General features: G+C 59.8%; 18 protein-coding genes. 13 read left to right on the top strand and 5 right to left on the bottom strand.

Features of this window, described 5'->3' with window-relative positions:
- Window positions 1-48: 48 nt before the first annotated feature.
- Window positions 49-1,173 carry a molecular chaperone DnaJ gene (gene dnaJ / locus AOZ07_RS08680; protein ID WP_060701633.1) on the top strand — a complete coding sequence of 375 codons (1,125 nt, stop codon included), beginning with the start codon at window positions 49-51 and terminating at the stop codon, window positions 1,171-1,173.
- A 2-nt stretch (window positions 1,174-1,175) separates the two neighbouring features.
- Window positions 1,176-1,949: a 16S rRNA (uracil(1498)-N(3))-methyltransferase gene (locus tag AOZ07_RS08675; RefSeq protein ID WP_060701632.1), complete on the top strand. Its 774-nt coding sequence runs from the start codon at window positions 1,176-1,178 to the stop codon at window positions 1,947-1,949.
- Window positions 1,950-2,034: 85 nt separating this feature from the next.
- Here the strand turns inward: AOZ07_RS08675 and AOZ07_RS08670 are convergent, their stop codons facing one another.
- Window positions 2,035-2,946: a GerMN domain-containing protein gene (locus tag AOZ07_RS08670; RefSeq protein ID WP_060701631.1), complete on the bottom strand. Its 912-nt coding sequence runs from the start codon at window positions 2,944-2,946 to the stop codon at window positions 2,035-2,037.
- A gap of 311 nt (window positions 2,947-3,257) precedes the next feature.
- On the opposite strand from AOZ07_RS08670, the gene AOZ07_RS08665 reads away from it, so the two are divergent.
- Genes AOZ07_RS08665 through era form a run of 4 tightly spaced genes read left to right on the top strand, consistent with a single transcriptional unit; the run spans window position 3,258 to window position 7,002 of the window.
- Window positions 3,258-4,286 (top strand): PhoH family protein, encoded by a 1,029-nt coding sequence (locus tag AOZ07_RS08665; RefSeq protein WP_060701630.1) that lies wholly within the window; start codon window positions 3,258-3,260, stop codon window positions 4,284-4,286.
- Window positions 4,283-4,756, top strand: coding sequence for an rRNA maturation RNase YbeY (ybeY, locus tag AOZ07_RS08660; RefSeq protein ID WP_060701629.1), 474 nt, complete (start codon window positions 4,283-4,285; stop codon window positions 4,754-4,756). Before AOZ07_RS08665 ends, ybeY begins: the two co-directional genes overlap by 4 nt.
- A gap of 4 nt (window positions 4,757-4,760) precedes the next feature.
- Window positions 4,761-6,056, top strand: coding sequence for a hemolysin family protein (locus AOZ07_RS08655; protein WP_075972458.1), 1,296 nt, complete (start codon window positions 4,761-4,763; stop codon window positions 6,054-6,056).
- A complete protein-coding gene (gene era, locus AOZ07_RS08650; protein WP_060701628.1) occupies window positions 6,040-7,002 on the top strand; it encodes a GTPase Era in 963 nt (320 codons plus the stop codon). Before AOZ07_RS08655 ends, era begins: the two co-directional genes overlap by 17 nt.
- 82 nt (window positions 7,003-7,084) lie before the next feature.
- On the opposite strand, the gene AOZ07_RS19075 is transcribed toward era, so the two are convergent.
- Both AOZ07_RS19075 and AOZ07_RS08645 read right to left on the bottom strand, forming a co-directional pair.
- The gene (locus tag AOZ07_RS19075; protein WP_236995305.1) at window positions 7,085-7,258 is read right to left on the bottom strand and encodes a hypothetical protein; all 174 of its coding nucleotides are present in this window, start codon (window positions 7,256-7,258) and stop codon (window positions 7,085-7,087) included.
- A gap of 10 nt (window positions 7,259-7,268) precedes the next feature.
- Window positions 7,269-8,231, bottom strand: coding sequence for an FAD-dependent monooxygenase (locus tag AOZ07_RS08645; RefSeq protein ID WP_236995304.1), 963 nt, complete (start codon window positions 8,229-8,231; stop codon window positions 7,269-7,271).
- 298 nt (window positions 8,232-8,529) lie between these two features.
- On the opposite strand from AOZ07_RS08645, the gene leuA reads away from it, so the two are divergent.
- From leuA to AOZ07_RS08630, 3 genes are all read left to right on the top strand, one after another.
- Window positions 8,530-10,272 (top strand): 2-isopropylmalate synthase, encoded by a 1,743-nt coding sequence (leuA, locus tag AOZ07_RS08640; protein WP_060701627.1) that lies wholly within the window; start codon window positions 8,530-8,532, stop codon window positions 10,270-10,272.
- A 147-nt stretch (window positions 10,273-10,419) separates the two neighbouring features.
- On the top strand, window positions 10,420-11,169 hold the full coding sequence (recO, locus tag AOZ07_RS08635) for a DNA repair protein RecO (RefSeq protein ID WP_060701626.1): 750 nt from the start codon (window positions 10,420-10,422) through the stop codon (window positions 11,167-11,169).
- On the top strand, window positions 11,166-11,972 hold the full coding sequence (locus AOZ07_RS08630; RefSeq protein ID WP_060701625.1) for an isoprenyl transferase: 807 nt from the start codon (window positions 11,166-11,168) through the stop codon (window positions 11,970-11,972). Before recO ends, AOZ07_RS08630 begins: the two co-directional genes overlap by 4 nt.
- 3 nt (window positions 11,973-11,975) lie before the next feature.
- On the opposite strand, the gene AOZ07_RS08625 is transcribed toward AOZ07_RS08630, so the two are convergent.
- Window positions 11,976-13,016, bottom strand: a complete 1,041-nt coding sequence (locus AOZ07_RS08625) for an alpha/beta hydrolase (RefSeq protein ID WP_060701624.1) — start codon at window positions 13,014-13,016, stop codon at window positions 11,976-11,978.
- 60 nt (window positions 13,017-13,076) lie between these two features.
- On the opposite strand from AOZ07_RS08625, the gene AOZ07_RS08620 reads away from it, so the two are divergent.
- The gene (locus AOZ07_RS08620) at window positions 13,077-14,141 is read left to right on the top strand and encodes a quinone-dependent dihydroorotate dehydrogenase (protein ID WP_060701623.1); all 1,065 of its coding nucleotides are present in this window, start codon (window positions 13,077-13,079) and stop codon (window positions 14,139-14,141) included.
- A 321-nt stretch (window positions 14,142-14,462) separates the two neighbouring features.
- Here AOZ07_RS08620 and AOZ07_RS08615 read toward each other — a convergent pair whose 3' ends face one another.
- Window positions 14,463-15,056 carry a DUF3043 domain-containing protein gene (locus tag AOZ07_RS08615; protein WP_060701622.1) on the bottom strand — a complete coding sequence of 198 codons (594 nt, stop codon included), beginning with the start codon at window positions 15,054-15,056 and terminating at the stop codon, window positions 14,463-14,465.
- Window positions 15,057-15,125: 69 nt separating this feature from the next.
- Here AOZ07_RS08615 and AOZ07_RS08610 point away from each other — a divergent pair, with 69 nt between their 5' ends.
- From AOZ07_RS08610 to ctaC, 3 genes are all read left to right on the top strand, one after another.
- Window positions 15,126-16,535, top strand: coding sequence for a dipeptidase (locus tag AOZ07_RS08610; RefSeq protein ID WP_060701621.1), 1,410 nt, complete (start codon window positions 15,126-15,128; stop codon window positions 16,533-16,535).
- Window positions 16,536-16,665: 130 nt separating this feature from the next.
- A complete protein-coding gene (locus AOZ07_RS08605; protein ID WP_060701620.1) occupies window positions 16,666-17,040 on the top strand; it encodes a HesB/IscA family protein in 375 nt (124 codons plus the stop codon).
- Between the two features lie 213 nt (window positions 17,041-17,253).
- Window positions 17,254-18,135, top strand: coding sequence for an aa3-type cytochrome oxidase subunit II (ctaC, locus tag AOZ07_RS08600; RefSeq protein WP_060701619.1), 882 nt, complete (start codon window positions 17,254-17,256; stop codon window positions 18,133-18,135).

Here is an 18,135-nt window from a genome sequence, read left to right as displayed (position 1 = left end):
TTAGCATTTTTGAATTTTGCATTTTTAGGAAAGGACACGGCGAATAACGTGAGCTCGCATTACGAGACCCTGGGCGTTGCCAAGGACGCGACCCCTCAGGAAATCAAGAGTGCCTACCGGAAGCTGGCACGCAAACTGCACCCGGATGTGAATCCAAGCGAGGACGCCGCAGAGCAGTTTAAGCTTGTGACCCGCGCTTACGAGGTTCTTTCCGACCAGACCAAGCGCTCGAACTACGATGCAACTGGCGATGAGAACGGCAACGGCCACCCGGGCTTTGGCGGCGGCGGCCAAGGCTTCGGCGGGTTCGGCGACATCTTCGAGCAGTTCTTCGGCGGCGGCCAGGCCCAGGGCCCGGCATCTCGTACCCAGCCGGGCCGCGACGCGCTGATCACCATCACGATCGACTTGGAAGACGCGGTCAAGGGCACCGTCTACCCGCTGGAGATGGAAACCGCAGTCACCTGCAAGACCTGCAACGGCACGTGCACCCGCGAGGGCACCAGCCCGGTCACCTGCGATATCTGCCACGGTGCCGGACAGGTGCAGCGGCCGGTCCGCTCCTTCCTCGGCCAGATGATGACGGTGGAGACCTGTGCGGCCTGCCGCGGCTTCGGCACGACCATTCCGGACCCATGCTTGGAGTGCAACGGCGAAGGACGCGTGCGCGAGCATGTCTCGAAGTCGCTGAATGTTCCAGCAGGTGTCGATTCGGGCACCCGCATCCAGCTGCGCGGCCAGGGCGAAGCAGGCCCCGGCGGTGGACCGAATGGCAACCTGTTTGTCGAGGTCGACGTGCGCCGCCACAAGGTCTTCGAACGCGCGCAGACCGACCTGCACGCCAAGATGAGCCTCCCGATGACCGCAGCCGCACTGGGTTGCGAGCTCAAGCTGGAAACCTTCGACGGCGAACAGCCGATCAACGTGGAGGCCGGTGCGCAAGACGGCGACACCGTCACCTTGCCAGGATTGGGCGTGCCACGCCTTCGTGGTGGCAAGCGCGGCGACATCATCGTGCATCTTCAGGTGGAGACTCCGACCAAGCTGGACGCTGCACAGCGCGATCTGCTCGAGCAGCTGGCCAAGCTGCGAGGCGAGGAAATGACCGCTGGACGCGTTGAGCATTCAGGCGGCATGTTCTCGCGGCTGCGCGACAAGCTGAACCAGCGCTGAGCATGAGCAACCACAGCTTCGTCATCGACCCCGAACTGGCACGAAGCTCAGTGCCGGGGGATACCTTGGAGCTCTCCGGCCCAGAGGCCCATCACGCGGTGACGGTCAAACGAGTCGCAGCAGGCGAGCACCTGGACTTGCTCGACGGCCAGGGACTTCGCCTTACTGTCGAAGTGCTGGGCACCGGCAAGGACCTGCTGCGCGCCAGGGTGCTCGAATGCACCCAGGAAACGGGCAGCGACCATCCGGTCACCCTGGTGCAGGCGCTGTCCAAGGGCGAACGTGATTTGCAAGCCGTCGAGTCAGCGGTGGAACTTGGAGTGCTTGCGGTGCGCCCGTGGCAAGCTGACCGGTCGATCGTGCGCTGGAATGCTGCCAAGACGGATAAGGCCCTGGCCAAATGGCGGGCCCAGGTCCGCTCAGCCCAGAAGCAATCGCGTCGCGCTTTCGAGCCCGAGGTTTTGGCACCGGTTCATTCCAAGGAACTAGCGAAGGCTGTTGCTGCGGATGTCCAGGCTGGGGCACTCGTTCTGGTGCTGCACGAGCAGGCCACGGAGCCGGTGGCGGCGCATGTCGCCGGCTGGCTTGCCGGGGCGGAACAGGGGCAGAAGGTTGTGATGATCGTCGGCCCTGAAGGGGGAATCTCCGATTCGGAACTGGAGTCATTCACCGATGCTGGAGCGCATGCCGCCCTGTTGGGCCAGCACGTATTGCGGGCTTCCACGGCAGGACCGGCAGCGCTGGTACTGATCCGGCATTTGCTTGGAGAAATCTGACCAATATGGCTATCCGCGGGCACCTTGTGAAAGGTGCCCGCGGATTTTTGGTTTCCAGGGAAAAATAAAGCGGTTCAAGCGCCGGTTATTTAACCGTGAAGACCGAAGTCACTTCGCCGACTTTTGCATCCGATTCGGTTTCCATGCCCCAGAAAGTGAGCCGGTAGGAACCGGGGGAGAGCCGCTCGCTGATGCTGAACGCGCCATTTTTTTCAATTTTTCCGGGGATCACCTGCTTCTGCGCGGTGATCACCGTGAGCTTGCCGTCGGCGTCTTTTTTCTGCAGGGAGTAGAAGGTTCCAATATCAAATTTGGTCGTTCGTCCATTGATCCGCACTTTGCCATCTGCCAGTACCGTTCCGTACTGCGGATCCACGATCCAGATCGGCGCCATGAACTTGGGGTTGCGCTCATAAACGTCTTTTAGCCGATACCCGTCAAAGACGTCAGCATTCGGCTGGCCATCAACAAGGATCTTCACCGTCGGGGCAGTTTCGCCCACCAGAAGGCCGGAACTGGAGGCTGCAGCCGTTGCCGTGAAGACCAGCTGCTGGATCGAGCGTTCCGAGAGGCCTTCATCAAGATGTGCGCTGAAGACCTTGGCGGGCAAATCCAAGGTGATCACGTTGGTGCTGCTCATCGAGACGCCGATCTCGTCAGATGCGCCCAGATGCGTGTAGCGATGCGGTCCGGCAGGCTCGGCCGACAGCAAGGTCCAGATGGCGTCGCCGACGGGTTCATTGTGGCGGTTATCCGGCAGATACTCGCGATACAGGAACACTCCGGTATCCGTATTTTCCAGCCAGTAGATCGGCAGCTTCGTTGCCATGCCGATCTGTTCGCCAGCATCGGTGGCACTAGGCAGGTTCAAGGACTCGGCGTTTGCGCTTGTTGGCATCTCAAAGGAGCTCTCGCGATTGCTCAAGCCGCAACCAGCGGCGATCACGAGGGCGGCAGCAATTCCGACAACGCCAATTCGGCGCGGAATTTTCTGCAAGAACCTTGACTGCACTACATACCAATCCGTGAAACTTTTTCGGTTTTGGGCTCGCAAAACATTTTGGAGCCGCTGTCATAGCTTGCCATACGAGTTGCCGCAATCTGCCCGAAATCGGCCCCGCTTACTAATCCGTAACCAAATCTATATCTTCGCGACCTGCTGGGAATAGATTCATTTAAGACTACTTTCAGGTTCTGCACTTACGCTCAGGCCTGAATTTCCACCGGAAAACCCGATGACTGGATAGAATGGGACCAAGGACAAAGCAACACCACCATCAAGCTCACCAAAGGGGCACCAAGCACTGCATGCAGGTTGAACAGAATAAGACGCAAGCGGACTCTGAGTCCGCATCGCTCACCATTAGTTTTGATACAGCTGAACTCATGATTGCTACCTTGGGCCCGAATGATGAGCTCTTGCGAATCCTCTCCGGGGCCTACCCGCAGGTGAGTTTCCGGCCTAATGGCCAAGCCCTGGTGCTGGCAGGAAACCCGCAACAGGTCCGCAAGGCGCAGCGGGTGGCCGAAGAAGCACGATCGCTGGCAATGCGCGGTTCACGCATGAGCGCGGAGACCATCGAGCAGATCATCAAGATGCTCAGCGCCGGGAACCCCGACGCGCCCACCGATGTTCTGGGCCTGAAGATCCTCTCTGGCCGCGGCCGCTCCATTCGCCCCAAGACGGTGAACCAGAAAAGCTACGTCGATGCCATCGAAGAGTCGACCATTACCTTCGGCATCGGGCCTGCGGGCACCGGCAAGACCTTCCTGGCCATGGCCATGGCTGTCGCCGCCTTGCAGGACAAGCAGGTCAACCGGATCATCCTGACTCGTCCTGCAGTTGAAGCGGGGGAGAAGCTGGGCTTCCTGCCCGGCTCGCTGACCGAAAAAATCGACCCGTACCTGCGTCCGCTCTACGATGCGCTGCACGACATGGTAAATCCTGAGACCATTCCGCAGCTGCTGGAAGCGGGAACCATCGAGGTGGCGCCCCTGGCATATATGCGCGGGCGCACCCTGAATGATGCCTTCGTCATTCTCGACGAAGCGCAGAACACCACCAGCGAGCAGATGAAGATGTTCCTGACCCGTTTGGGCTTCGGCTCGAAGATGGTGGTGACCGGCGATATCACCCAGGTCGATCTTCCCAACAACGCAACTTCCGGGCTGCGCATGGCCAGCGACGTGCTTGAAGGGATCGATGACATCGCCGTCTGCCGCCTCGACGCATCAGATGTGGTCCGCCATCGCCTGATCGCTGACATCGTGTCCGCCTATGACCGCTGGGACGATACACGACGCAAAGAACACAACCGGGGACGGCGCAGCAAATGAGCATTGAAGTAAATAACGAAACCGAATACGACGTCGACCTCCAGGACGTCAGCGCACTGGCAGACTCGGTGCTCAAGGCCATGTATCTGCACCCCGAAACCGAGGTGTCGGTGGTATTCATCGACGAAGAGGCGATGAGCGCACTGCACGTGGAGTGGATGGACCTTGAGGGCCCAACCGATGTCATGAGCTTCCCCATGGATGAGCTGCGCCCGGGATCCGCGAGCGCACCGGGGGAGAACGGCATTCTCGGCGATATCGTGATTTGCCCTACGGTAGCCGAAGCCCAAGCCAAGGCCGGCGGGCACAGCACCCATGATGAAATCCTGTTGCTGACAACGCATGGCCTGTTGCACCTCATGGGCTTCGACCATATGGAACCCGACGAAAAAACGGAGATGTTCACTTTGCAACGCCGCCTGCTGGAGGCCTACACCGGGCGCCCGGCGCCGAAGGAAACGGTGGAATAGCCCCGTGGAAATACTCTTGCTGATTCTCGCACTGGTCTTCATGGCGTTTTCCGCCGTGCTGACAGCCGCAGACTCAGCGTTCTACGCACTGTCCCGCCACGCCGCAGAACGCTTGCGCGCCGAATCCAATTCGAAGTCGCTCTCCGCGATTCTCGACGAAACCGAAACCCACGCCCAGGCCATCAAGTTCTGGCGCATCTGGTTCGAAACAGCTTCCGCAGTGGCCGTCGCCCTGCTGGTCGCCCAATGGATTGAAAATGTCTGGCTGATCGGGCTCATTTCGACTATTGCCATGGCTGGCTTGGGCTTTGTGCTGGTGAGCGTATCGCCTCGGCGTTTCGGCCGCTCCAACGCGGAAAGCGTGGTGCAGAATACCGCACCGATGGTCCGGCTGCTGCGCATTGTGCTCGGCCCGGTCACCAACTGGCTGGCGTCCATTGCCAAGGCATTGAGCCCCGGCGGAGTGGACGAAGTCGGGTACCTGGGCAAGGAACGCCTGCGGGACCTGGTAGACCGCGCCTCTGAAGGCGAAGATCTTGATGAGGAATCAGCCGAACTGATTTCCTCGGTCATCGATCTGGAGGAAACCAGTGTCCGCTCCGTGATGGTGCCGCGCACCGATATGGTGGTGCTCACCGCTGAACAGAGCATGCACAGCGCCATCGACCTGTTCATCGCCTCCGGCTATTCGCGCATCCCGCTGATCGGCGAGGACACGGACGATATCCAGGGCATCATCTACCTCAAGGACCTCATTCGCGAGATCCATGGGCTGCAGCAGGCCGAGACATTGGCAGATCTGGCACGCAAGGTCCGCTTCGTCCCGGAATCCAAGTCAGCTGCTGAGCTCCTGCAGGAACTGCAGAAGGAATCCATCCACCTGGCCGTTGTCATTGACGAGTACGGTGGAACCGCCGGGCTGGTCACCCTCGAGGACCTGCTGGAGGAAATCGTCGGAGAGATCGATGACGAGTATGATCGGTCAAGGACCGAGCTGATCGAGAACCCTGATGGTTCCCTGTTTGCGGTAGCCACTGCGGCCATCGATGACATCGCCGACCATTTTGACATGCATATTGAAGAGGAAGACGTCGACACCGTTGGCGGTTTGCTCTCCAAGACCCTGGAATCGGTGCCGGTGCTCGGGTCCACTGCCGATGTCAACGGCCTGAGGCTGACCGTGGTCTCCCTGGCCGGCCGACGCAACCGGATCGGCAAAATCCATGTAGAGCGCCTGGAAACGGACGCATCCGACCATATTGAGAACGACGAGGATTCCTCACATGAGCGAAAACCATAACCTGCTAGCCGCCAGCGGATGGCCGGAGAATTTCCGATCGGGATTCACCTCCTTCGTAGGACGCCCGAACGCCGGAAAGTCAACGCTGACCAATGCGCTGGTGGGCCAGAAGGTGGCCATCACCTCGGCCAAGCCGCAAACCACCCGCCACACCATTCGCGGTATTGTGCACCGCGAAGATGCGCAGCTGATCCTGGTCGACACCCCGGGCCTGCACCGCCCGCGCACCCTGCTGGGACAGCGGCTCAATGACCTGGTGGCAGACACCCTCTCGGAAGTCGACGCCATTGGCTTCTGCATTCCGGCCAACGAAAAGATCGGCCCCGGCGACCGGTTCATCGCCACCCAGCTGGCCCAATTGCAGCGCAAGCCGATCGTCGCCTTGGTCACCAAGGCTGATCTGGTGGACCGCGAACAGCTCGCCCAGCAATTGATCGCGGTCGCCGAAATGGGCACCCAGAATTTCGGGGAAAATGGCTTTGCCGCCATCATCCCGGTTTCTGCGGTGAAGGAATTCCAGGTCCAGGAGGTCGCCAACGTCCTGGTTGAGCAGCTGCCCAAGGGGCCGCCGCTATACCCTGACGGAGAGCTGACCGACGAGCCAGAGGCCAAGATGGTCGCCGAACTGATCCGCGAGGCCGCATTGGAAGGCGTGCGTGACGAGCTGCCGCACTCGCTGGCCGTAGTGGTCGAAGAGATGATTCCTCGCGAGGGCCGACCAGAGAACAATCCAATGATCGATATCCACGTCTCGCTGTTCGTGGAGCGTTCAAGCCAGAAGGCCATCGTGATCGGCCGTGGCGGTTCGCGGCTGCGTGAAGTCGGTTCCAATGCGCGCCAAGGCATTGAGAAGCTGCTGGGCACCAAGGTGTACCTTGACCTGCACGTGAAGGTCGCCAAGGACTGGCAGCGCGATCCCAAGCAGCTTGGGCGCCTCGGCTTCTAAGCGGCGAGGCACCCGGTGCCACGAGGCATCGTCAACCGGCCGGAACCATGCGGGTTCCGGCCGGTTGTTGCTTAATCGGCCGCTATTTGGCAAGCCGCTTCACGATCTGCCGGGCAATGATCCGATCCATTCCCGGCAGCCTGGTGGAGCGCAGGATCAGCCGGCGCCACAGCAGGCCCAGCTTGCGGCGTGGCAGGAAGCTGTTGGCCGCCCGGCGCCCCGAAGCCTGCGCGGTGGCAATTTTCGGCCGCATCACCCGTTCATACTCATCCAGGGCCGCCGGCAGCTGCTCCGGGCTGGAGACCGTGCCCAGCGCATCGCCCAGCGCCGCCCTGCCCGGCCAGCAGGGACACCGCGGCGGCTGCGTCGCCGATGAGCACCACGGCGCGCTGATGCCAGCAGGGCATGAGCACCTGGGCGACGGCATCGTCGTACGGATCCGGCGGGCACAGTTCCAGCAGACGGTCCACCTGGCCGCCGGCGCCTGCGAAAATCCGGCGCAAGCGTTCGCGGGTCCCGTCCAGCTTGGCCGGCGGATCCTGCCGGTAGACCAGGAACGAGGCGACTTCCGAGTCGCGCAACCCGTAGATCCCCGCGGTGCGATCCACCGTGTCGCTGAGCACGAAGCGGTTCTTGAACTGCCGGTTCAGCGCCGGCTCGTGCACGATGAAGGCCGCCGCGCGCATCCCCAGCGGGCTGATGAAGTCCTCCTCGGGCCCGAAGAAGGCGGCCCGCACCGCCGAGTGGATGCCATCGGCGCCGATCAGCAGGTCAGCGGTTTCCACCGGCTGCCCGCCGCCGGGCCAGACCTGCACCTGCGCCCCGTGGCGCTCCATCCGCTCGATGTGCACGCCGTAGCGCAGCTGCACCCGGCCTGCCTCCACCTCGTCCAGGGCCTTGAGCGCCGCGCTCTCCATATCGGGGCGAAGCAAGGAGAGCACATTGCCGCCGGCCAGATCCGCGAATTTGAGGTAGTCCAGGCTGGCGGTGACCCGTCCGCCCGGATCCATGTATTCGGCCGCTTCCACCTGGTAGGCCACCTCGGCCAAGTAGGGGTGCAGGCCGATGCGTTCGGAGGCTTCCACTCCCGGCCCGAAGAAGTCCATCATGTATCCATCGGGGCGTGGCGCCGCCGAACGCTCCAGCACCAGCACCTGCCAGCCGGCCAGGCCCAGCTGCCGTGCAGCCACCAGTCCGGCGATTCCCGCGCCGACGATGATCGCTTTCATCTGCAAGCCTCCTTGTGCCGGTACCGTTCAATCCCCATTCTTCGCCGGCGGGCCCGGGCTGTCTAGGGACGCCGGCACGCCTGCTGTCCACAATGTGACACAGCGCCGACATAAGTTTGAGCACAGCCGAATCCTCGGTGTTATGCTCAATTCGTGCATTTCGAGCTTCTACTACTACTCAGCCGCTGCGAGGATCCAAAGGACCGTTAGTGGTCTACAGGCCGACCCCTCGTCGCGGAGTAGCTCTTGTCTGGCCCCAGAAAACTAAGCACTATTTTTGTCTAGGGGACACACCGAAATGCAGAACATGCAAAAATCTTCGAACATGCCAATCCACAAGTATGTTCCATTCCAGGACCAGATCGAAGTCAACCTGCCCGATCGCACCTGGCCCGACAAATACATCACCAAGGCCCCGCGCTGGTGCGCCGTCGACCTGCGTGATGGCAACCAGGCGCTGATCGACCCGATGAGCCCTGAGCGCAAGCACAAGATGTTCGACCTGCTGGTGCAGATGGGCTACAAGGAAATCGAAGTTGGCTTCCCATCGGCCTCGCAGACCGATTTCGACTTCGTGCGCCAGCTCATTGAACAGGACCGCATCCCCGAAGATGTGACCATCCAGGTGCTCACCCAGTCCCGCGAACACCTGATCGAGCGCACCTACGAGGCGCTGGAAGGCGCCAAGCAGGCCATCGTCCACCTGTACAACTCCACCTCGATCCTGCAGCGCGAAGTCGTCTTCCGCCAGGACGAGGACGGCATCGTGGACATCGCCGTCCAGGGCGCCCGGATGTGCAAGAAGTACGAAGAGCAGCTGTCCGGCACCAAGATCACCTACGAGTACTCGCCGGAGTCCTACACCGGCACCGAGCTGGCCTTCGCCAAGCGCATTTCCGAGGCTGTGGCCGAAATCCTGGAAGCCACCCCGGAAAACAAGATGATCCTGAACCTGCCAGCCACCGTGGAAATGGCTACCCCGAACGTCTACGCGGACTCCATCGAGTGGATGCACCGCAACCTGGCCAACCGCGATTCGATCATCCTCTCGCTGCACCCGCATAACGACCGCGGCACCGGCGTGGCCGCAGCAGAACTGGGCTACCTGGCCGGCGCGGACCGCATCGAAGGCTGCCTGTTCGGCAACGGCGAGCGTACCGGCAACGTCGACCTGATCACCTTGGGCATGAACCTGTTTGGCCAGGGGATCGATCCTGAAATCGACTTCTCCGACATGGACCACATCCGCCGCACCGTCGAGTACTGCAACCAGCTGCCCGTGCCAGAACGCAGCCCCTACGGTGGCGACCTGGTCTTCACCGCCTTCTCCGGATCGCACCAGGATGCCATCAAGAAGGGCCTGGAGTCGATGGAAGCCAAGGCCGGCGCCGAGGGCAAGGACATCAACGAGCTGGTTTGGGCCGTTCCGTACCTGCCGATCGATCCGAAGGATATCGGCCGCTCCTACGAGGCCGTGATCCGCGTGAACTCGCAGTCCGGCAAGGGCGGTGTCGCGTACCTGCTGAAGAACGACTACAACTTGGATCTGCCACGCCGTGCCCAGATCGAGTTCTCCGGCGTCATCCAGCGCAAGACCGACACCGAAGGCGGCGAGATCTCCTCGGAGCGCATCTGGAATGTCTTCCAGGATGAATATCTGCCGGTCGCCAAGGATTCAGGCATGGATTCATGGGGCTACTACGAGATCGCTTCGGCTACGGCAACCTCTGCCGAAGATGGCAGCTTCCAGCTGGATACCAAGTTGATCATCGACGGCGTGGCCCATGAACGCACCGCCCAGGGCAACGGCCCGCTGTCTGCGCTGGTGAAAATGCTCAACGACGACGGCGTGGACCTGCGCGTCCTGGACTACACCGAGCACGCCATGAGCGAAGGCGGCAACGCCAGTGCCGCGGCCTTCGTTGAATGCGCCGTTGGCGATCGCATCCTCTGGGGCATCGGCATGGACACCAACACGAACATTGCAGCGCTCAAGGCTGTTGTCTCGGCAGTGAACCGCGCGATCCGCGACGCCGGCTAAAGAGGCCAAGCCCTGTAGAACAAGTGCACGCTATGGCGAAGGCAAGAGCCTTTGGCATGGCGTGCACTTTTTTTCGGCAGCATCCTCGCAACACCAGCAATCCTCCAGATTGCGCACTTTGATTGCGGTAGTGGGAGAATATTCTCCGTGTCCCGATCAGGTTTTGCTTCCAGGAGTTACCACACGCGTGGTTTGGTCTTGCGCACCCACAAGCTGGGAGAAGCGGACCGGATCATCACCTTGCTCACGCCCAAGGGCATTGTCCGCGCGGTGGCCAAGGGAGTTCGCCGCACGTCATCGCGGCTAGGTGCAACCCTCGAGCCGTTCATGGAAGTCGAAGCCCTGCTGGTGATGGGACGGAACCTGGACATCGTCTCCCAGGCGCAGCTACGCAATTCCTACGGGCAATTGCTGGTGGCAGATTATCCGAGCTACACCGTTGCCAACGCCATGGCCGAGATTGCCGAAAAGCTGCTCGAGGCCGAAGGCGACTCCACCTTGCAGCAATATCGGCTGTTCCATGGAGCCATCGCCCTGCTTTCCAAGCAGCGCGTGGATTCCGGCGCTGTGCTGGATTCCTACATATTGCGCGCGCTATCGATGGCAGGGTGGGCCCCATCCTTTACCGATTGCGTCAAGTGCGGCAAGCCCGGCCCGCATCAGGCTGTGCATATCCAGCTGGGCGGAGTGGTCTGCGCGGAATGCCGTCCGCCAGGTTCATTGTCGCCCCATCCGATCACCATTGACTACCTGCAGGCTCTGCTCGAGGGCAACTGGGCCAGCGTGGCCGAGGCCGGCCCTCGGGCACGCAAGCAGGCAGCGGACATCGTGGCAAACTATTTGCAGTGGCACCTTGAGCGTGCAGTGAATTCCCTACGTCTCGTGGAGAGAAATTGAAAAAACTTCCGAAGATCACCGGCCGCCGAGGTCCCGTAGCGCCATACGCGCATCCAGCGAATCCTCGCATGCCTGCCATTCCCCGGGAGCTGGTCCCTGAGCACGTGGCCATCGTGATGGACGGCAATGGACGCTGGGCCAATCAGCGCGGCCTGCCACGCACCGAAGGCCACCGCGCGGGTGAGGCAGCCCTCCTTGATGTGATGGCCGGTGCAGTCGAAATGGGCATCAAGTACGTTTCGGTATATGCCTTCTCCACCGAAAACTGGAAGCGGAGCCCGGACGAGGTGCGCTTCCTGATGGGATTTTCCCGCGACGTTCTGCGCCGCCAGCGAGATACGCTGAATTCTTGGGGCGTGCGCATTCGCTGGTCCGGGCGCGAACCCAAGCTTTGGAAGTCCGTGATCAACGAATTGCGTGCCGCCGAAGAGCTCACCGAGGCCAACCAGGGGTGCCAGCTGACCATGTGCGTCAATTACGGTGGACGTGCGGAGATTGGCGATGCGGTGAGCGCTATTGCCAAAGATGTTGCCGCAGGGAAACTGCGCGCCAGCGCGGTGGGGGAGAAAACCATCGCCAAGTACCTGCATGCACCCGAACTGCCGGACGTCGACCTGTTCTTGCGCACCAGTGGCGAACAGCGAACCAGCAACTTCTTGCTCTGGCAGTCTGCGTACGCAGAAATGGTGTTCCTCGACCAGCTCTGGCCAGACGTCGACCGCCGCACCTTGTTCACCGCCGTTGAGGAGTACGCCAAGCGCGACCGGAGGTATGGCGGCGCCATCGACAAGCCACAGGCCTAGGGCCTATTCCCGAATCTTTCCGACCAATCGCAGCCACAAGGCCAGGTCCCGATAGGCAGTTGCCCTGGCTGGCTCGGCTGACGTGAAAACATCGTGCATGGCGCCAGGCACTTCGCACAGCGTGACGAAGCTTCCCAGCTTCCCTGCGCGAAGTCGGGTTTGCTGAACGTCAAGCACCGAATCGCAATGCTGCATATCCGGCGAGTAGCTGGTTCCGATGTGGGTTTTGTCAGAAGTCATGACGAGGATCGGCAAGCGAAGATCCAGGCCCTTGGCCACGTGGGCATGCCCATCAAAGATGGCCTTGAGCCATCCAGCTGTATTGGGGAATGCCAGGCGCGGCCGCCACAGCCGGTGAACGTCCCATTCGCCGTGCGCTTGAGCGCTCAGGGATTGCCAGTAGTGGTCGAATTCCGGACCTATCAGCTTGCGACGGGGATTTGTTCTTGTGATCGCTTCCATGAGCCCGTGCATGGGTATGCGCAAGAACGCTGTTCCCTGGAACTCCAGCCACGGTGAATTCAGTACCAGCGCCGCGATTCCGGGGCTCTTGCGGGCAATCCACAGGCTCAGGATCAGGCCTCCGGTCGAATGGCCTTGGGCGACGATGGGCAGGGCCGGATGCTCGGATTTGATCACGGACAGCGCCGCATCGAGATCCTCGTCAAAAACCGCCAGATCGTCGACGTAGCCTGGCAGCTGGTGTTCTGGTCTCAGGCTCCTGCCGTGCCGACGCAGATCAACTGCGTAGAAGTGATAGCCCTGGGCATGCCAGAAGAAGGCTAATTCCTGGTTGTAAAAATAGTCGCTCCACCCGTGCACGCTGAGCACGATGCCGCGTGCGTGGCGCCCAAGCTTGTTTCGAATTCCCCGGGGACGGTAGCGAACCAGTGTTGCTACCGCGGGCCCTTCATCATCAACGCCGAAGTCCAAGCTTTGGCATTCGAACGACTCGCCCAAAAGATCTTGAGACCACTCGCCGGCCCGCGTTGAGGCCAGGTAATCAGGCCACGCGTCGCTTTCGCGGATGATGTGCTCCTTCATAACGTGAATACTACTCATCTCAAGTTGTCTGTTTCGGGTTCTTCACGGGAAAATGATTTCATGCGCATATACCCATTGGTCTTCAAGCACGTGTTCACCAAGATGGATCCTGAACAGGCTCACCATTTTGCTTTTAATGCCATCAAGATCGCGCAACGTGCCGGGCTCACCAAAGCGGCCCGCAAGTTTTTCGCTCCTGCGCCGAAACTGAAGAGAACGGTCATGGGAATCGACTTCCCTTCGCCCTTCGGACTGGCCGCCGGATTCGACAAGGGTGCTACCGGAATCGTTGCGCTCAGCGATATCGGATTCGGTCACGTTGAAATTGGCACCGTAACCGGACAAGCACAGCCAGGCAACCCGCAGCCTCGGCTCTTCCGCCTCGTTGAAGACCGTGCGGTAATCAATCGCATGGGATTCAACAACGAAGGCGCTGAGCGAGTTGCAGCTCGAGTTGCCAGCGCGCGCCAGCACTTGAAGGGCGATTACCAGCAGACCCGACCGGTCATCGGCGTCAACATCGGTAAGACCAAAGCAGTTGAGCTTGACGACGCTGTAGGGGACTACCTCGCCTCGACGCGCCAGCTGGCCATTCATGCCGACTACTTGGTGGTCAACGTTTCCAGCCCTAATACTCCTGGCCTGCGACTGCTTCAAAGCGTCGAATCGCTGCGTCCGTTGCTTTCTGAAGTCGGCGCGCTTGCTGACAAAGTCTCCGGACGGCACATTCCCTTGCTGGTTAAGATTGCTCCGGATCTGAGCGATGAGGATGTCTCGGACGTGGCACAGCTGGCAATAGAGCTGAAGCTCGATGGCATCATCGCGACAAATACGACCATCACCCGTGACGGCTTGAAGAGCGACGCGGCAAAGGTTGAGGAAATTGGTGCTGGCGGCTTATCAGGAGCGCCGCTAAAGGAGCGTTCCCTGGCCGTGCTTCGCCAGCTTCGTTCGCTCGTACCTGCTGACATGGCGCTCATTGCCGTGGGCGGCGTAGAAAGCGCCCAAGATGTCAAGGATCGCTTGGACGCCGGCGCTGACCTCGTGCAGGGATACACCGCATTCTTGTATGAAGGCCCGTTCTGGGCTCGCTCCATCAACAAGGACCTTGAGCGCATGCTCTAGAGCGATCGAGATTCCACTCGCACCGGCTTGAAAAAGTTCGGGGCTGGAGAACGGCAGCGTTCTCCAGCCCGGATCTGCGTTAAGGCTGGAGCGGGGCGCAAAGAAGGATCGGAATCAGGCTTTGTATCTGCCAGTACAAGAAGATCCGCTCAGTTAATGCATGGGGAGCGCACGAGGCAAAAAGCGTGCTGGGAATTGCAAGGCATGCGAGCTAAAACATTGTAATCTAGTTTACAAAGTTTCCATTTTGTTCTACGCCGGCAGGACATAGCAAAAAAGGCAAGCTCGAATGCGCTTGCCTCTATTGCTAAATAAGGTGAATCAGTCGACCTTGGCCCCGCGTGCAACCTGCGGCTTAGGCAAGCGAAGCTTGCGGAACTGCATTCCACGCATCGCTGCGTACATGCGAACTCCGCGTTCCATGTGACCGAACTTGGCCACGAGACGGCGCTTGAGCAGGATCGAGGTGACGATTGCTTCAAGGATGATCAAGGCGATAACAACCCAAAGCGCCAGCTGAACGAACACCTGGATTTGAAGGTTGCTCTGGAATACAAGCGAAATCACCAAGAATGCCAGGATGATGAACATCATGAACTCGCCAAACATCCAGCGAGAATCGATGAAATTACGGGTATAACGCTTTTGCTCACCCTTGTCGCGTGGCATGAGGTAGCGCTCGTCGCCGGTTTCATTGGCAATGCGCAAGCGATTCTGAGCTTCAATGCGCTGCTGCCGCTCTGCTTCCTTGGCCGCCTTGCGGTCAGTCGGAACCAAAGGTCGCTGACGATTCGCCTGCTGCGCACTGCGCTTGGGCGTTGGCCCCGTTTTGCGTCCATCGGCTGATTCCGATGACTGCTCTACGGGCTGTACATTTACGGGGGATTGAGGTTCATCCTTCTTACGTCCAAACACCCCTCTATCCTAGCCGGAATTAGCTTGTCGCGTGACATTCGATACGCAATGAATTGCTAGGCTGAAGACATGAGCACAAATTCTGTCTTCGACGCCGCTACGAACGGTGTTGATATTTCATCATTAAAGGGCCACATTGATACGAACTTCGAGCAGATCCTCGAAGAACTCAAGGCTTTAGTTTCCATTCCCAGCATTGCGTGGGAATCCTTTGATCCGCAGAATCTGGAAAAGTCGGCAGAAGCCGTTGCCGAACTGGCCAGGGATGCAGGCATGGAGAGCGTGGAGATTCTGCGTGAACCTGCCGAAAACGGCGCCATGGGCGCCCCGGCAGTCGTAGCCCGGCGCAAGGCCGCGCCAGGCAAGCCAACTGTCCTTTTGTACGCCCACCACGACGTGCAGCCTCCGGGCAGCGAAAAAGACTGGAATACCCCCGTATTCGAGGCCACCAAGATCGGCGACCGCCTCTTTGGCCGTGGAGCGGCAGACGACAAGGCCGGAATCATGGTCCATATCGCAGCTCTGCGCGCAGTGCTGGACCTTGTAAAAGATTTCGGCCTCGGCGTCACCTACTTCTTCGAGGGGGAGGAGGAGGCAGGTTCGCCGTCGTTCCGCAACTTCCTCGAAGCTCATCAGGACAAGCTCGCAGCCGACGTGATCATTGTCGCCGATTCAAGCAACTGGGCTGTCGGCACGCCGGCGCTCACGAGCTCGCTGCGCGGGATGTGTGCCGCTGAAATCACCGTGCGATCGCTCAAGCATGCGGTTCATTCCGGAATGTTCGGCGGGCCGGTATTGGATTCCCCGCTCCTCGCGGCAAAGCTCATCTCCACTTTCCACGATGAAGACGGCGCTGTTGCCGTTGCCGGCCTTGTTGCCAACGAATCAGCCGAAGTCGACTTTGACGAAGCGCAGTTCCGCAATGATTCCGGCGTCCTGCATTCATTCGAATTGGCTGGCACCGGAAAAATCACCGATCGCTTGTGGAATAAACCAGCGCTGAGCGTTATTGGAATGGATGTCCCCACCGTTGACCAGTCGTCGAATACCCTGATTCCGCAAACTCGATTCAAGGTTTCAATGCGCTTGGCACCGGGCCAGGATCCAGCCAAGGCACTCCAGGCACTGGAGGCGCATGTGCGGGGAGTCGATTTGCGCGGTGCGCAGGTGGATTTCAAGGCCACAGAAGCCGGCAATGCCTACAAGGCCGATCTGGAAGCTTCGGCAAACGACACTGCTCGCTGGGCCCTTGAACAAGCCTGGGGCGTTGTGCCAGTGAACATGGGATTGGGTGGATCAATTCCATTCATCGCTGATCTGCTTGAGGTATTCCCGAAGGCGCAGATCCTCGTGACAGGAGTCGAGGACCCAGATTCCCGAGCCCACTCGGCGAATGAATCCCTGCACCTTGGCGACTTCCAGCATGCAATTGAGGCTGAAGCGCTGTTGCTGGCCAGGATCAACGCTGAAGGACTATGAGGCGTGTCATACGCCGTGACATAAGGGGAGAAATCCTCGCCGTAGCGACGTAGGATAGTAGCAAGAACAGAGGCGATGCGTCAGGGCAAATCTGAAGCAGATGCCACAACGAGCAGTATGGGAGGAAATCATGACTGCAGCTGTTGACCAAACCAAGGGCGACCCAACCGAGTTGCCAACCCACGAGGTAAATATTTCCGACGTGGCCGCCGAAAAGGTGCGTTCGCTGTTGGAGCAGGAAGGCCGCGACGATCTGCGTCTGCGCATCGCCGTGCAGCCAGGCGGCTGCTCAGGCCTGATTTACCAGCTCTACTTCGATGAGCGCATGCTCGAAGGCGACGCTGTTCGCAATTTCGACGGCGTAGAGGTCATCGTCGACAAGATGAGCGTTCCCTACCTTGCTGGCGCTTCGATCGACTTCGAAGACACCATCTCCAAGCAGGGCTTCACCATCGATAACCCTTCCGCTTCCGGCTCGTGCGCCTGTGGAGACTCCTTCCACTAGGCCCAAGGGAACTAACGCCGCTGTTCAAACGTTGAAGAAATTTCTCGTTAGAACAGCGGCGTTTTTCGGCATTCTGACCCCGAAGAGGGTAAGCTCTACGTTAAGTAGTAAAACTATGTTTCCCTTCGTAAGCCACCTCATCGTGCAACACGTTAAACCACGAGGTGACTTATGAAGACCACATTCTGCACCAACAAAGAGGAAGGGCCGTCTGTGAGTTCGCAAGACCGAACCGGCAGTCGCGGGTCTGCTAAAGCCAAAGTTCTGGCTTTAGTCGGCGCCGGCGCGCTGCTGTTGACGGGATGTTCAGCGGAGGCTAAACGCGGTTGGCTCCCAAACGTGGAGCGTGACACCACTAACCACACAGCTGCAATCCAGGATTTCTGGGTTCACTCGTGGATCGCCGTGGTCGTCATCGGTATTTTGACTTGGGGCTTGATGCTTTGGTGCATCATCGCCTACCGTCGCCGCAAGACCGACACCGGTTACCCCCGCCAGCTGAGCTACAACATGCCATTGGAGATCTTCTACACGGCCATTCCTTTGGTCCTTGTTCTAGTCTTCTTCAGCTTCAACAACACCCTGGAAAAGAGCATCAACAAGCCTGTTGATTCCGAGGTCGTAGTAGACGTTCGAGCCAAGCAGTGGTCTTGGGACTTCAACTACACCTACCAGGGCACTGAGAAGCATTTCGCTGGCACGCAGGCCCACCTGCACACCGATGGCTCGGAAGGCGCTCGTGAAGAACTGCCGACCTTGTACCTGCCAGCAGGCAAGTCGGTACAGCTGGATCTGAATAGCCGCGATGTCATTCACTCGTTCTGGGTTCCAGCCTTCTTGCAGAAGCTGGACATGATCCCGGGCAAGACCAATCACATCTACCTGACTCCTCAGGTTGAAGGCAACTACGACGGAAAGTGCGCCGAGCTTTGCGGCGAGTACCACTCCGAGATGCTCTTCAACGTGAAGGTTGTCAGCGACGCAGAGTTCAAGGCTCAGCTCGCAAAGATGGACGATGGACACATCGGCGAAGAATACGACCGCCAGCCGGACACGGTTAACGGCGTCGTAGTCGAACACGGGGAAGGAGAATAA

Origin of the sequence: Glutamicibacter halophytocola (assembly GCF_001302565.1) — a bacterium.
Classification (GTDB): domain Bacteria; phylum Actinomycetota; class Actinomycetes; order Actinomycetales; family Micrococcaceae; genus Glutamicibacter; species Glutamicibacter halophytocola.
Note: the sequence above shows the minus strand (reverse complement) of the source record. Positions and strands in the feature narration are given on the sequence as shown.

What these genes read in the sequence shown, in the direction of transcription:
- AOZ07_RS08620 (WP_060701623.1), top strand. Translation starts at nt 13,077, where the DNA reads ATGCGCATATACCCATTGGTCTTCAAGCACGTGTTCACCAAGATGGAT.
- AOZ07_RS08645 (WP_236995304.1), bottom strand. Translation starts at nt 8,231, where the DNA reads ATGAAAGCGATCATCGTCGGCGCGGGAATCGCCGGACTGGTGGCTGCA.
- AOZ07_RS08675 (WP_060701632.1), top strand. Translation starts at nt 1,176, where the DNA reads ATGAGCAACCACAGCTTCGTCATCGACCCCGAACTGGCACGAAGCTCA.
- era (WP_060701628.1), top strand. Translation starts at nt 6,040, where the DNA reads ATGAGCGAAAACCATAACCTGCTAGCCGCCAGCGGATGGCCGGAGAAT.
- AOZ07_RS08625 (WP_060701624.1), bottom strand. Translation starts at nt 13,016, where the DNA reads ATGAAGGAGCACATCATCCGCGAAAGCGACGCGTGGCCTGATTACCTG.
- ybeY (WP_060701629.1), top strand. Translation starts at nt 4,283, where the DNA reads ATGAGCATTGAAGTAAATAACGAAACCGAATACGACGTCGACCTCCAG.
- AOZ07_RS08610 (WP_060701621.1), top strand. Translation starts at nt 15,126, where the DNA reads ATGAGCACAAATTCTGTCTTCGACGCCGCTACGAACGGTGTTGATATT.
- leuA (WP_060701627.1), top strand. Translation starts at nt 8,530, where the DNA reads ATGCAGAACATGCAAAAATCTTCGAACATGCCAATCCACAAGTATGTT.
- AOZ07_RS08605 (WP_060701620.1), top strand. Translation starts at nt 16,666, where the DNA reads ATGACTGCAGCTGTTGACCAAACCAAGGGCGACCCAACCGAGTTGCCA.
- AOZ07_RS08665 (WP_060701630.1), top strand. Translation starts at nt 3,258, where the DNA reads ATGCAGGTTGAACAGAATAAGACGCAAGCGGACTCTGAGTCCGCATCG.